At 56.2% G+C, this 13,386-nt stretch carries 16 protein-coding genes and 2 tRNA genes; 7 read left to right on the top strand and 11 right to left on the bottom strand.

Features of this window, described 5'->3' with window-relative positions:
* Positions 1-2: 2 nt before the first annotated feature.
* From ACMGG5_RS15825 to ACMGG5_RS15835, 3 genes are all read right to left on the bottom strand, one after another.
* Entirely contained in the window at positions 3-197 is a 195-nt protein-coding gene (locus ACMGG5_RS15825) for a hypothetical protein (RefSeq protein ID WP_418721936.1), read from the bottom strand.
* A gap of 175 nt (positions 198-372) precedes the next feature.
* The gene (locus tag ACMGG5_RS15830; protein ID WP_420278624.1) at positions 373-1,518 is read right to left on the bottom strand and encodes a trans-sulfuration enzyme family protein; all 1,146 of its coding nucleotides are present in this window, start codon (positions 1,516-1,518) and stop codon (positions 373-375) included.
* An 11-nt stretch (positions 1,519-1,529) separates the two neighbouring features.
* Positions 1,530-2,900 carry a pyridoxal-phosphate dependent enzyme gene (locus ACMGG5_RS15835; protein ID WP_024909384.1) on the bottom strand — a complete coding sequence of 457 codons (1,371 nt, stop codon included), beginning with the start codon at positions 2,898-2,900 and terminating at the stop codon, positions 1,530-1,532.
* Positions 2,901-3,300: 400 nt separating this feature from the next.
* Here ACMGG5_RS15835 and ACMGG5_RS15840 point away from each other — a divergent pair, with 400 nt between their 5' ends.
* From ACMGG5_RS15840 to fumD, 4 genes are all read left to right on the top strand, one after another.
* Positions 3,301-4,323 carry a methionine ABC transporter ATP-binding protein gene (locus tag ACMGG5_RS15840; protein WP_420278154.1) on the top strand — a complete coding sequence of 341 codons (1,023 nt, stop codon included), beginning with the start codon at positions 3,301-3,303 and terminating at the stop codon, positions 4,321-4,323.
* A complete protein-coding gene (locus ACMGG5_RS15845) occupies positions 4,316-4,984 on the top strand; it encodes a methionine ABC transporter permease (RefSeq protein ID WP_024909382.1) in 669 nt (222 codons plus the stop codon). Before ACMGG5_RS15840 ends, ACMGG5_RS15845 begins: the two co-directional genes overlap by 8 nt.
* Before the next feature lie 23 nt (positions 4,985-5,007).
* On the top strand, positions 5,008-5,820 hold the full coding sequence (locus ACMGG5_RS15850; RefSeq protein WP_008500616.1) for a MetQ/NlpA family ABC transporter substrate-binding protein: 813 nt from the start codon (positions 5,008-5,010) through the stop codon (positions 5,818-5,820).
* Between the two features lie 110 nt (positions 5,821-5,930).
* Positions 5,931-6,140: a fumarate hydratase FumD gene (gene fumD / locus ACMGG5_RS15855; RefSeq protein ID WP_008500615.1), complete on the top strand. Its 210-nt coding sequence runs from the start codon at positions 5,931-5,933 to the stop codon at positions 6,138-6,140.
* Here the strand turns inward: fumD and ACMGG5_RS15860 are convergent.
* Genes ACMGG5_RS15860 through ACMGG5_RS15875 form a run of 4 tightly spaced genes read right to left on the bottom strand, consistent with a single transcriptional unit; the run spans position 6,121 to position 9,215 of the window.
* Positions 6,121-6,807 carry an amino acid ABC transporter permease gene (locus tag ACMGG5_RS15860; RefSeq protein WP_024909381.1) on the bottom strand — a complete coding sequence of 229 codons (687 nt, stop codon included), beginning with the start codon at positions 6,805-6,807 and terminating at the stop codon, positions 6,121-6,123. The genes fumD and ACMGG5_RS15860 overlap by 20 nt on opposite strands.
* Positions 6,791-7,567, bottom strand: coding sequence for an amino acid ABC transporter permease (locus ACMGG5_RS15865; protein WP_420278155.1), 777 nt, complete (start codon positions 7,565-7,567; stop codon positions 6,791-6,793). The genes ACMGG5_RS15860 and ACMGG5_RS15865 overlap by 17 nt, the downstream gene beginning before the upstream one ends.
* Complete coding sequence (locus tag ACMGG5_RS15870) at positions 7,567-8,382, bottom strand: amino acid ABC transporter ATP-binding protein (RefSeq protein ID WP_024909379.1); 816 nt, start codon at positions 8,380-8,382, stop codon at positions 7,567-7,569. The genes ACMGG5_RS15865 and ACMGG5_RS15870 overlap by 1 nt, the downstream gene beginning before the upstream one ends.
* Positions 8,383-8,384: 2 nt before the next feature.
* Entirely contained in the window at positions 8,385-9,215 is an 831-nt protein-coding gene (locus tag ACMGG5_RS15875) for an ABC transporter substrate-binding protein (RefSeq protein WP_193745651.1), read from the bottom strand.
* Between the two features lie 245 nt (positions 9,216-9,460).
* Between ACMGG5_RS15875 and ACMGG5_RS15880 the strand changes: the two genes are divergently transcribed.
* Complete coding sequence (locus ACMGG5_RS15880; protein ID WP_014831607.1) at positions 9,461-9,628, top strand: hypothetical protein; 168 nt, start codon at positions 9,461-9,463, stop codon at positions 9,626-9,628.
* Between the two features lie 92 nt (positions 9,629-9,720).
* Here the strand turns inward: ACMGG5_RS15880 and ACMGG5_RS15885 are convergent, their stop codons facing one another.
* Positions 9,721-9,861, bottom strand: coding sequence for a hypothetical protein (locus tag ACMGG5_RS15885; protein ID WP_003857665.1), 141 nt, complete (start codon positions 9,859-9,861; stop codon positions 9,721-9,723).
* 125 nt (positions 9,862-9,986) lie between these two features.
* On the opposite strand from ACMGG5_RS15885, the gene ACMGG5_RS15890 reads away from it, so the two are divergent.
* Both ACMGG5_RS15890 and ACMGG5_RS15895 read left to right on the top strand, forming a co-directional pair.
* Positions 9,987-10,769: an MBL fold metallo-hydrolase gene (locus ACMGG5_RS15890; protein ID WP_248164192.1), complete on the top strand. Its 783-nt coding sequence runs from the start codon at positions 9,987-9,989 to the stop codon at positions 10,767-10,769.
* A 72-nt stretch (positions 10,770-10,841) separates the two neighbouring features.
* A complete protein-coding gene (locus ACMGG5_RS15895; protein ID WP_024909376.1) occupies positions 10,842-11,477 on the top strand; it encodes a carbonic anhydrase in 636 nt (211 codons plus the stop codon).
* Positions 11,478-11,505: 28 nt separating this feature from the next.
* Here the strand turns inward: ACMGG5_RS15895 and ACMGG5_RS15900 are convergent, their stop codons facing one another.
* The 3 genes from ACMGG5_RS15900 to ACMGG5_RS15910 all read right to left on the bottom strand — a co-directional run bounded on the left by ACMGG5_RS15900 (position 11,506) and on the right by ACMGG5_RS15910 (position 13,377).
* Positions 11,506-13,101: an FAD-NAD(P)-binding protein gene (locus tag ACMGG5_RS15900; protein ID WP_420278156.1), complete on the bottom strand. Its 1,596-nt coding sequence runs from the start codon at positions 13,099-13,101 to the stop codon at positions 11,506-11,508.
* 118 nt (positions 13,102-13,219) lie between these two features.
* Positions 13,220-13,296, bottom strand: a tRNA-Val gene (locus ACMGG5_RS15905).
* A gap of 4 nt (positions 13,297-13,300) precedes the next feature.
* Positions 13,301-13,377, bottom strand: a tRNA-Val gene (locus tag ACMGG5_RS15910).
* Positions 13,378-13,386: the final 9 nt, after the last annotated feature.

Consider the following 13,386-nt stretch of genomic DNA (forward strand, 5'->3'; position numbering starts at 1 on the left):
TCTTAGTCTTTAAGTTGGGAAGGATATGGAAATCTCGCTCCGGGGGCGCACCGCCGCGGAGTCAAACCTGTGTTGCAAAAGAGTATATGACACGCACTAAGGATAGGAGACATCAAATGAGCGTGCAGAAGAAAGTGTGCCTGAGTGACAGCCCAACGAAGGAGTGGAGAAGTTGTACGTTGTTTTTTGTATTCCAAGCGCTGAAACCATTCACCAGGGATTTGGCGCGCATTATACGCTGATTTTAAGATAAAAGGAAAATGGAAACGGTGTTTCAGAAATAATCTGTGCTGTTTCTCATAATATTGTTATCAAGGCGTTAAGCCATGATGACAACTTGTGGCGGCAGGTGATGGACCTGCCGCCATTTGCTTATTTCTGCAGCGCCTGGCTGAGGTCGGCAATCAGGTCTTTGGGATCTTCAATCCCGACTGACAGACGGATCAGCTGCGGCACAATGCCGTTTGCCAGACGTTGCTCCAGCGGAATGGAGGCGTGCGTCATGCTGTAAGGTTGGCTCACCAGACTCTCCACGCCGCCCAGGCTTTCCGCGAGGGTAAACAGCTTCAGGCTGCGTATCACCTCGGTGGCGCGTTGCGCATCGCCTTTGACCACGACAGAAATCATCCCGCCGGGCAGGGCCATCTGCGTACGGGCAAGCTGATATTGCGGATGTGATTCCAGGCCGGGATAGAACACCTTTTCGACCAGAGGATGCTGATCGAGCCATTGCGCAATCGCCAGCGCGTTGGTGCTGTGCTTTTCGACCCTCAACGCAAGCGTGCGAATACCGCGCAGCGTCAGGAAGCTGCTGAACGGATCCAGTACGCCGCCCACCGCGTTTTGCAGATAGCCCAGCTTATCCGCCAGTTCCTTGTTGTCCCCGACAATCGCCAGCCCGGCCACCACGTCAGAATGGCCGTTAAGGTATTTGGTGGCGGAGTGCACCACAATGTCGAAACCCGACTCCAGCGGACGATGGATCACCGGCGACGCGAAGGTGTTATCCGCCACGCTGATGACATTATGACGACGGGCGATTGCCGCGATGGCCGCCAGATCCGCCAGCTTCAGCAGCGGGTTGGTTGGCGTCTCGACCCACACCATGCGGGTGTCCGGGCGAATGGCGGCCTCAAGCCCGGCTAAGTCGTCCGGTTTAACCCAGCTGACCTGCAGGCCGGTGCTGCGCTTGCGCACGTTCTCGATCAGACGGTATGTGCCGCCGTATACATCATCAATAGCGACGATGTGGCTGTCTTTATCCAGCAGTTCGAGCACCGTGGAGATGGCCGCCAGACCGGAGGCAAAGGCGTAGCCGCGCGTGCCGCCTTCCAGTTCGGCAATCGCCGTTTCCAGCGCATGGCGGGTAGGGTTGCCGCTGCGGGAGTACTCATATCCGGTATGCTCCCCGGGCGCGGGTTGCGCAAACGTCGAGGTGGCGTAAATCGGCGGCATGACGGCGCCGTGCTGGTCGTTGAATTCGCCGCTGTGGACGCTGAGGGTGGCCAGATTTTTCATCATTGATTCCTTTATTGCTGTAGACGGTTGCGCCAGGCGGTCAGAACGTCGCTGCGCGTAATCAGACCGAGAAAACGGTCGTTGTCATTAATCACGGCCACCAGACCGCGGTCGAAGATGGCGTTCAGGGCGCTTTCCGGCGCGTGTTTATCCAGGAACTCCACCTGACGCGTCATGGCTGCCGTCACCGGAAGCGCGAAGCGATCGCCGTCGCCGCCGATGTGCCGCAGGAGATCCCACTCGTCGATAATGCCCACCACCTTGCCGTTCTCCAGCACCGGCAACTGGGAGATGTCATACAGGCGCATCCGTGCCAGGACGGTGGAGAGCGTGTCGTCCGGGGCGGCGGTGACGGTGGCGCCTTCATCGTGGCGCAGGGCAATGTAGTCAGAGAGATCGCCGGCCTGGGGGCGCGTGATGAGTCCCTGCTGTCGCATCCAGTCATCGTTGAACATCTTCGAGAGATATTTATTGCCGCTGTCACAGGCGAAGGTCACCACGCGCTTCGGCGTGGTTTGCGCCTGGCAATACTTCAGCGCGGCCGCCAGCAGCGTGCCGCTGGAGGAGCCCGCCAGAATGCCTTCCGTTTTCAGCAGCTCGCGCGCGGTGGTAAACGCTTCGCGATCGGTAATGCGCCAGGCGCGATTCACCCCTTCAATGTGGGCCAGCGGCGGAATAAAGTCTTCGCCAATACCCTCAACCAGCCAGGAGCCCGCATCGTGGTAGCGTCCGGTCTCCACCTGGTCGGCCAGAACGGAACCGGCCGGATCGGCCAGGACAAACTCCGTGTGCGGAGAGTGCTCGGCGAACCATGCCTGCAGGCCGCCCAACGTGCCGCCTGAGCCGACGCCCACCACGATGGCATCGATTTTGCCGTCAAGCTGTTCATACAGTTCCGGCGCCGTGGTGGTGCGGTGCGCCAGCGGGTTGGCTTCGTTGTTGAACTGGTCGATGTAAAACGCGCCGGGCAGTTCGTTCGCCAGACGCTGGGCGTAATCCTGGTAATAGGCAGGATGGCCCTTGTTGACGTCGGAGCGGGTCAGTACCACCTGGGCACCCAGCGCCCGCAGGTGGAAAATCTTCTCGCGGCTCATTTTGTCCGGCACCACCAGGATCAGCGAGTAGCCTTTCTGGGCGGCGATCAGGGCCAGACCGAGGCCGGTATTGCCCGCCGTGGCCTCAATAATCGTGCCGCCCGGCTGCAGCTGCCCGGTGCGTTCCGCTTCGTTAATCATCGACAGCGCAACGCGATCCTTAATCGAACCGCCCGGATTCTGGTTCTCCAGCTTCAGGAACAGCGAGCAGGGACCGGTATCAAGCTTATGCAGCTGGATCAGCGGGGTACGACCAATCAGTTCAGTGACGGAGTGATAAATCGTCATGATGTTTTCCTTTCTGGATGTCATGACGGGATGATAGGGCGGTGAAATTTTCTCAATAAAGAACCATTCACTGCTCTTTAGAACAGAAAGGAATATAAATGCCGTTTTTGGAAGTCAGGACAGCAAGACGTAAAGTTGTCTGGATGTGAGGATGGCTATATTGGCATGAAATGCTGAAAAAATGACCGTTTTTCGCAGGCATTCGCCAGCAGATATGCATCCGGCAGATAATCATTGCTGAAATTGGTCTAAATGCATCCCACCCGGTAAATCCGCTGTTTATTTCCGAAAGTTATAACAAATTCTTTTTTGTTCATTTAAAAGCTGATAACGCCTGTTTACTATCGTTTGGACATCCATACTGCTAAACCGCCATGGGCGGCACGGATAACGAATAAGAATGATTGTACTGAGCAATATTTCGAAGGTTTTTGACAACGGAAAGGTAGCACTCACAGCCGTTGATAACGTCAATTTGACGATAGCACAGGGACAGATATACGGGATTATCGGTTACAGCGGGGCAGGTAAAAGCACGCTGATTCGTCTGCTCAACGGCCTGGAAAAACCCAGCGCCGGTAGCGTCACCATTAATGGACAGGACATTTCGGCGGCAAAAGGTGAAGCGCTGCGTCAGGCGCGCCTGAAAATCAGCATGGTGTTTCAGCACTTCAACCTGCTGTGGTCGCGCACGGTCAGCGAGAATATTGCGTTCTCGATGCAGATTGCCGGCGTGCCGAAAGCAAAAATCACCGCCCGCGTCGCCGAGCTGGTGGAGCTGGTCGGCCTGAAAGGCCGCGAGCATGCCTACCCGTCTCAGCTCAGTGGCGGCCAGAAACAGCGCGTCGGCATCGCCCGTGCGCTGGCTAACAACCCTGACGTGCTGCTCTGCGATGAAGCCACGTCCGCGCTTGACCCGCAGACCACCGATCAGATCCTCGATCTGCTGCTGGATATTAACCGCCGGTTCAAATTGACCATCGTGCTGATCACGCACGAGATGCATGTGGTGCGCAAAATCTGCGACCGCGTGGCGGTGATGGAGAACGGTAAAGTCGTGGAAGAGGGCGACGTGCTGAGCGTCTTTACCCATCCGCAGCAGCCGATTACGCAGCAGTTTGTCCGTCAGGTGAGTCAGTACGCTGAAGAAGAAACGTTCAATACCGAACTGGCAAACGATCTGGAAGGTACGGTCATCAGGCTGACCTTTACCGGGCACAGCACGCATAAGCCGATCGTGGGTGAACTGACCCTGCGCTATGGCCTGCCGTTTAACATCCTGCACGGGAAAATGACGCAAACCGCCCACGGCGTGTTTGGCCAGCTCTGGATACATGTCGTGGCATCCGATGAACAACTGAACAATATCCTCGCCGACCTGAAGCACAGCGATATTGAAGGCGAGGTGATTAAACATGGCTGAGGATCTCTTTCCGCATCTCAAGTGGGATCAGCTCTGGGCGGCGACGCTGGAGACGCTGTACATGACCGCGCTGTCCGGCGTGGCGACTTTTGTACTGGGTATCGTGCTGGGTCTGGCGCTGTTTTTAACCGCACGCGGCGGGCTGTTCCACAACCGCACGGTCTACAGCGTCATTTCGATTGTGGTGAACGTGTTCCGCTCGATTCCGTTCATCATTCTGATTGTCCTGCTGATCCCGTTCACCAAGACCGTCGTCGGCACCATCCTTGGTGCCAACGCGGCGCTGCCGGCGCTGATTGTGGGTGCCGCACCGTTCTACGCACGCCTGGTGGAGATCGCCCTGCGTGAAGTGGATAAAGGCGTCATAGAAGCAACGCGCTCGATGGGCGCACGACTGAGCACGTTAGTGTTTCGGGTTTTACTGCCGGAATCATCACCTGCACTGGTATCAGGTATTACGGTGACGCTCATTGCGCTGGTGAGCTACAGCGCAATGGCGGGGGTGATTGGCGCCGGTGGTTTGGGAAATCTGGCTTATCTGGAAGGATTCCAGCGCAACCATGGTGACGTCACGCTGGTGGCAACGGTGACCATTTTAATCATCGTTTTCATTATCCAGTTCTGCGGCGATGTCATTACTTCACTGTTAGATAAACGCTAATAAATACACACAGGAACCACATCATGAAAAAGACACTGACACTGATCGCCGCCGCAACCCTGAGCGCCCTGAGCTTCGCTTCCTGGGCTGACACCCTGACCGTGGGCGCATCCAACACGCCGCACGCCGAAATTCTGGAGCAGGCAAAGCCGATTCTGGCGAAGCAGGGGATCGACCTGGAGATTAAACCGTTCCAGGACTACATTCTGCCGAACACCGCGCTGGCGGGTCATGACATCGACGCGAACTATTTCCAGCACATTCCTTACCTGAACAGCGTGCTGAAAGATCATGCGGGCGATAAAGACTACGATTTTGTCAGTGCGGGCGCGATCCACATTGAGCCAATCGGCATCTACTCCAAAAAATACAAGTCGCTGAAAGACCTGCCGGAAGGCGGCAAAATCATCATGCGTGACGCGGTTTCTGAAGAGGGGCGTATTCTCTCTATCTTCGAAAAAGAGGGCGTGATCAAGCTGAAGCCGGGCATCGATAAAGTGACCGCGCGCATCAGCGATATCGTCGAGAACCCGAAAAAGCTGAAGTTCACGCCTAACGTTGAAGCGTCTCTGCTGCCGCAGATGTACAACAACAACGAAGGCGACGCGGTGGTGATTAACGCCAACTATGCGATTGACGCGGGTCTGGATCCGGTTCACGACCCGATTGCGGTTGAGAGCGGTGAAAACAACCCGTATGCCAACATCATCACCGTGCATCGCGGTGACGAGAAGAAGAAAGACATCGTCGCGCTGGTGAACGTGCTGCACTCAAAAGAGATTCAGGACTGGATCCGCACCAAGTACAAAGGCGCGGTCATTCCAGTAAATAACTAATTTACTGATTTTACAGATGAAGCCCGGCGAGTTTCTCGCCGGGCTTCTTTTTTGTATCCGGCTGGAGAATCATTTAAGCTCAACGTTTAACAGGCAATGGAGTGATGACGATGGGTAACGTGACCAAAGATGAAGCGCTGTACCAGGAGATGTGCCGGGTGGTCGGGAAGGTGGTGCTTGAGATGCGTGATTTAGGGCAGGAGCCAAAGCATATTGTCATTGCCGGAGTCCTGCGTACCGCGCTGGCGAACCAGCGCGTGAAACGCAGTGAACTGACAACCGAAGCGATGGAAACGGTAGTTAAAGCGCTGGCCGGGTAAAGCGCCAGCGCTTTGCAAGCTGCTCGAGCGAGCAGCAGAGCAGGTAGTAGACCACGCCCGTAAAGATAAAAATGGCCGCCGGGTAGATTTGCACCCGGTTGTTGACCTGTCCCGCCACCGTCGTCAGTTCCGGTACGTTCACGATAAACGCCAACGACGTATCCTTCAGCAGGCTGATAAAAATCCCCACCAGCGACGGCAGAATGTTCCTCAGCGCCTGCGGCAGCAGCACGCGCCACAGGGTTTGCTGCGTGCTGAATCCCTGTGACAGTGCGGCTTCGTACTGCCCGGACGGTAGCGCATTAAGTCCGGCCAGTACCGAGTGCATTACGGTAGCCGCCGTAAACCAGGCCAGCGCCAGCGTGACGGTCAGCGCCCCCGGCAGATCGCCCCCGGTAATGAGCGGCAGGAGATACCACATCCAGAAAATTACGAAGATGAGCGGGATACCGCGAATCAGCTCTGCCCACAAAAAGAGGGTCTTGCGCACGAGCCCGGTAAAGCGCCAGGCCAGACACGCGAGCACTATCCCACCGGGCAGAGCAATGACGGCGGCCCCAATCGCCATCATCAACGAGAGCAATACGCCCCCCGGTTCACCCGTTGCCGCGCGTCCCCACAGCAGATAATCGAGGTTATCGGTGATGACATTAAGTCCGGCAATCATGTTTTTCACTCCCTGAGGTGGCGACGTTTGGGCGTTTACGTTTCGCTTCAGGTCCAATGCGAACCAGCACCATCCCCATGACCAGGCCGGTCAGCAGATAGAGTGCGGTTCCGAAGGTAAATGCTTCCAGCGCGTGTGCGTTATAGCTCTCAATCTGCCTGACCTGATAGGTCAGCTCGGCGAAGCCAATCCCGCTGGCGAGCGAGGAGAGCTTCATCAGATTAAGGTACTGGCCAACGACCGGCTGCCAGGCGTTGGCCAGCCCCTGCGGCAGCAGGATGTAGCGAAACAGGCGCCACGCGGAGAATCCCTGAGCGAGCGCTGCCTCCCGCTGTCCGGCAGGCACGGAACGTAAGCCCGACTCCACCTCTTCAATTAAAAACGCCGAGGTAAAGACACCCAACCCCCAGGCAGAACATAAAAATTCGGGCGTAAACCACCAGACGTCGCCGGGCAGAATTGACCAGCTGTGATCCGCGTTCACCGCGTCGCGGAACGCCTGCGGTAGACCGTTCCAGGCGGCAAAATACCAGAACAGCAGCTGCACCAGCAGCGGCGTATTGCGAAACAGCGACACCCAGCTGCTGACGACCGCGTTCCCGAGGCGTCCGCCGGAAAGGCGCAGAAGCATAAAGAGCAATGCGAGCAGGCTGGCCAGCATCATCCCGGCAAGCGTTACCCACAGGGTGGTGAGGAATCCGGCGAGTATCCACTGCAGAGGCTGTCCGGTCAGTACCCCCTGCCAGTCGAGCGCGGGCATTACAGATGCTCCTGATGCAGCGGGTTGAGCACCTTTTGCAGGAACCGCTGCGCGCGCGGATGCGAGGGCCGACTGAAAAATTGCGCCGGCGGCGCAATTTCCAGAATTTGCCCCCCGTCGATAAAGACGACTCTGTCGGCTATCTCCCGGGCAAACTGCATCTCATGGGTTACGACAATCATCGTGATCCCGCTGTGGGCGAGGGCCTTCATCACAAACAGCACTTCACCAATCATCTCCGGATCCAGCGCCGAGGTGGGTTCATCGAACAGGATGATTTGGGGTGAAGAGGCCAGGGCACGGGCAATCGCGACGCGCTGCTGCTGCCCGCCGGAAAGCTCTGCCGGGAAATGGTGGGCTTTTTCCAGCATTCCGACCTTCTCCAACAGGGCCAGCGCGCGCGCCTGGGCAGGCTGCGGCTTCCAGCCGTGAACGTGCTCCAGTGCCAGGGTGATGTTCTGGCTGGCGGTGAGATGGGCGTAAAGATTGAACTGCTGGAACACAAACCCCACGCGGCTGCGCAGCTGACGCAGCCCGGTACCGGAGAGCTTTCCGGTAGGCTTGTTATCGACCAGAATCTCCCCGCCGCTAAGGGTTTCAAGCTGGTTGATGAGACGAATCAGGGTGGATTTACCGGAACCCGACGGGCCGAGGATGGCGACCACTTCACCGGGGGTGATGGTGAGATTAATGTCGTTTAAAACCTGATGGTCACCGTAGCGTTTGTCCACATGACGAAACTCGACGCTGGCCTGTTCCAGATGTGAAAAATCCGCGGCACCGGCCGCGGAGTGTGAAAATAAACCTGAGAGCATAATTATCTGGCTTCTATTTTAAAGGCGCGAGGCTGCGGGGCAGGCGTGTTTGGGCCAAACCAGACATCGTAGATTTTTGCTGCCTGACCGTTCTTCTCGAGATTAACCAGCTCGTCGTTAACGGCCTTCAGCAGCGCCGTTTCACCTTTCTTCACCCCCACGCCAATCTCTTCTTTACTGAGCAGATCGGGCAGGATTTTGAAGTTCGCTTTATCCGGCGCCTGCGCCAGCAGACCGGCCAGAATGGTGCTGTCCTGGGTAATGGCCTGGACGTTACCATTGCGCAGTGCGGTCAACGCCAGGGGAATGTCGTCATAAGAGAGGACGCGGGACTGCGGGAAACGCTGGTGCAGCGCCTGCTCGCCCGTCGTGCCTTTGACCGCGCCAATGCGCGCCCGGCTATAGTCATCGAGCTTGTCCGGTGATTTCACCGGAACGAGGAACTGCTGGCCGGTGACGAAGTAAGGCGTCGAGAAATCAATCACCTGCGCGCGTTCCGGGGTGATGGTGATATCTGCCACGATCAGGTCTGCTTTCCCGGACTGCAGCAGCGGAATACGGTTGGCCGGATTGGTGGCAACCAGTTCAAGCTTCACGCCGAGCGATTTTGCCAGCGCTTTGGCGAAGTCCACGTCGTAACCCACGATCTCGTGCGTTTTGGCATCAATCGAGCCAAACGGCGGGTTGGCGTCAAACGTGGCCACTTTCACCACCCCTGCGGCCTTAATATCCGCCAGCTGATCGGCCTGTGCCTGCGCTGAAAGCAGGCTCCCCGCCGCCAGTAATCCCAGAACCAGTGTCCGTTTGGTAAACCCTTTCATATTTGCTGCCATAGTCATACGCCATCCCGTTGTTTTTGTTTTACCCCGCTACGCTCCCATAAGCGAAAGCTATCGCCAAATAAGAAATCGTTCTTTGCTTTGAGCAAAAAAGCATTAGTGAACAAGGTGTTAATGAAGCGTGAAAAGAACGGGAGGCTATTTGCAAATCCTGCACATGGACAGTGGATTTTGGTATTTCACCCGCGCGGCATTTGAGTGCTTAACTGAGGTCAGACACGGCGAGAGAGGGTAAGACGATGAAAAAGTGGATCAGCACGTTACGGCGGTTTTTTGCGACCCGACCAGTGAATGCGGAGAACAGCGCGCAACGTGTTCTTGAGTCAATACTGCCTGTCGCCAGCCTGTATGGCGTGGACGTTGCCAACATTGACCCGGAGTGGTTCCATGATAAAACGTCACGCTGAACTGCGCCGCACGCGCGAAACGTACTGGAACGAGGTGTGCGTGACGTTTAACGAGTGAAATAAAAAAGCACCGGTTTCCCGGTGCTTTTTTATTAGATCTTGCAGGCGTCGCCGCAGTCGTCGTCGGCGACAATCGCCTGCGCTTTTTTATCCGCGTCGTCCAGACGTTCCGCATTACGCTCTTCTGCTTCATCCAGACCGTTAAAGACTAAATTATCGAGATCAATTTCCATGTTGCACCTGCTCTGTTCAGTTTTCGATACTGGCACAGTATAGGGTAAAAAAAGCCAGCAATGTACCTCGCAGCACATAAGGATAATCCCTGCCATACTCAGTGCTTTATCGCTGAGGAGAGCACATGATTACACTCTGTAAAACCTGCGGAACGGCTTACGATACACAGCCTGAGAAATGCCCGATCTGCGAGGATGAACGCCAGTATGTCCCCAGCACGGGGCAGGCGTGGACCGATCTCGATACCGTCAACGCCACGCACAGCAACAAATGGCAGCAGCTGGAGCCGCGATTGTTTGGGATCAAAACGGTCCCGGCGTTTGCGATCAACCAGCGGGCGCTGCTGCTGCAAACGCCCCACGGCAATATTCTCTGGGACTGTATCGCCAACCTCGACCCCGCAACCAAAACGCTCATTACCGCCCTCGGCGGCATCAGCGCGATTGCGATTTCACATCCGCACTATTACACCACGATGCAGGAGTGGGCTGCGGCGTTTGCTGCGCCGGTGTACCTGCACGCCAGCGACAGCGAGTGGGTAATGCGCGAGAGCCCGGCCATTCATTTCTGGGAGGGGGATGCGCTGGAGATTTTCCCGTCAGTCACCATGCTGCGTCTGGGGGGGCATTTTGCCGGGGGAACGGTGCTGCACTGGCAGGAGGGGGACGGGGTGCTGCTGGCGGGCGATATTCTGCAGGTCACGCCGGGTAAAGACGCCGTCTCGTTTATGTGGAGCTACCCGAACTATCTTCCGCTGCCGGCCCGCACCGTGGCGTCGGTCGTGAATCATCTGGAAGGCAGAACGTTTGAACGTCTGTACGGCGCGTTCGAAGGGCAGAACATCCTCGCTAACGCGGACGAAATTGTGCAGCGCTCGGGCCAGAAATATATTGCTTGTCTGAAGTAAACCCCGATGGGTAAACTTTACGAGTGTGATCTCGATCATACCTAAACTAAAACAGATAAAAGAGACATTGCTATGCAACATATCATTGAAGGTTTTCTCAGCTTTCAAAAAGAGATTTTCCCGCAACGTAAAGAACTCTTCCGCAGTTTAGCGTCCAGCCAGAATCCCAAAGCGCTGTTCATCTCATGCTCCGACAGCCGTCTGGTCCCGGAACTTGTCACCCAGCAAGAGCCAGGACAACTCTTTGTCATTCGTAATGCTGGCAACATCGTGCCGCCGTTCGGACCGGAGCCTGGCGGTGTGTCCGCTACCATCGAATACGCCGTTGTGGCGCTGGGCGTCACGGATATCGTGATTTGTGGTCACTCCAACTGTGGCGCGATGAAGGCGATTGCCGATAACGCGAACCTGGAGCCGATGCCTGCCGTGTCACACTGGCTGCGCTATTCCGACGCGGCGAAAGCCGTGGTGGAGAAAAAAACCTGGGATAAGCCGATCGATAAGGTCAATGCGATGGTGCAGGAGAACGTGTTTGCGCAGCTGAGCAACATTAAGACCCATCCTTCCGTCGCGGTGGGCCTGCGTAATAACTCCATCCGACTGCACGGCTGGGTGTACGACATTGAAAGCGGCGAAATACTCGCCCTGAATAAAGAGACGAAAACCTTCGTTTCGCTGTCGGAAAACCCGGAAGTCTTCTTCGAGTAATCCGCGACAGCAGGGCACGGATGCCCTGTCAGTTTTCAAAATAGGGTAATCTCCGCCGCACCCCCGACGCGGGTTTTTCCGCCGCTTTCGCCATCGCCTCTGCAATCTCTGCACACTCCGCCAGCCCCTGAACGAAGGGACGATCGTGCATCAGCCAAGGTATCGCACCGAAGGTGATGCGCCCGCGAACGGTGTCAGGCGCTTTTAAGGTGTAATCCTCGCCGATATCGGGTATCTCATCGCCGGTCGCTTCCAGCTGTTTTCGCAGCTTCGGGAAGGGCAGATCTTTCGTTTTGAGCGGCCTTTGCCCGCGCGCATCAATAAAAACGTCGAAGCGGTAAACAGTCTCTTGTGTGGTTATCACCGTTCGATCGCTGCCAACGTCGAGCGTGTAGTCGTCACCGAGCGCGGCCACGCTGATGATGCCGGCTTCGCGAAGTGCGAGCAGCCTGCGGATAGACTGCGGAGGGATGGCGGCATAGTTGTCGATAAATACCCGAGCCAGCCCCTGTTTGAAGCGTTCAACGTCTCGATCGCTGAGATGGGGAACGATCTCCTGAACCACTTCATGCAGCCGAAGCACGGTATAGCGCCAGGCCACGGTACGGCGTTCGCGTTTATTTTTCTCAACTTCTTTCAGGTTATCTTCCGCCCAGGTAAAGGGTCCGTGCCGTTTACGATCCTCAAACCAGGCCTCACGAAGGGTGTCCGCATTCAGCGTATGCAGAGACATTTTTTCGCACCACGCCGGATCGGCAAGCTGAAGCTCTTTGACCATCAGGACAAAGATACGATCGAGCAGGCCATCCGGTCCTTTGGCAATCTCGCTTTCTAACACGCGTTCGGTCAATATCGACAGCGGCTCGTAAGGAATAGGGCAGTAAAAATCGGCTTCCGGCAGAATGCCCGTCCGGGACATCAGGATAATCTTCAGCGCCTCGCTGCCTTTATTTAGCACAAATTTATCATCGCGAAACGCACCGTGCTGCATTACGACCGCCATGGCCGCGTCGAGACCGCTTAACGATGTCCCCATAATACCGACGCGACAGGGAGGAATACTGGCGTCCATCAGACCGGACCACGGGCTGGGGAAGAACGTGCGCGTGGCTTCATCCTCCTCTGGCCAGACGTGGCCGGTGGCGATAACCGCAAGGTCGAAGCGTTCAGGAAAGGCGCTGCCGTTGACGGAAAGCGTAACGCCTTCTTTCGAGGGCACGATATCGGTGACCTGGGCGGATTTATGGACATCAACCTGAAATCCCCGTTTTTCCGCCTCTTTTACGATGGACCGAAAGCTGTCGCGGAAATACTCACCCAGCAGGAGCCGGGGCAGGAACTGTCGGTCATGCAGGCGGGCTTTATCAACCTTAAAGCGTGCCAGATGGGCTTCGCTCTGGCCCTTGAGCCAGTCGAGGTAGGTCATAAAAATGGGCGGGATTTCAATACTTGCGATATTTGCCAGCATCAGACGAGAGTTATCGTCGTCGTTATAGGGCATACCCACGCCCGCTTCATCACTTTGTTCAAAGACGGAGACCGAAAGCGGCTGCGGGTTTTTAAGAAGGGCGTAAAAGGTATAAATCCCTGTTGGGCCGGAACCGATAATGGCGATTTTCTTCATCGACGGTTGTCCTCTCTTTTTTCCATGAGAAAAGCGTAGCAGGAGAACAGTAATGAAAATGAAGGATTAGGAAAATTCAGGCTATCAGAAGAGGATTTGCACCATTTCAGGACTGAAATGGTGCGTCCGAGTGGACTCGAACCACCGACCCCCACCATGTCAAGGTGGTGCTCTAACCAACTGAGCTACGGACGCAGAATGGTGCGTTCAATTGGACTCGAACCAACGACCACCACCATGTCAAGGTGGTGCTCTAACCAACTGAGCTATGAACGCAACGTGTTG

Origin of the sequence: Enterobacter sp. BNK-34 (genome assembly GCF_048684445.1) — a bacterium.
In the GTDB taxonomy this organism is placed as follows: domain Bacteria; phylum Pseudomonadota; class Gammaproteobacteria; order Enterobacterales; family Enterobacteriaceae; genus Enterobacter; species Enterobacter pseudoroggenkampii.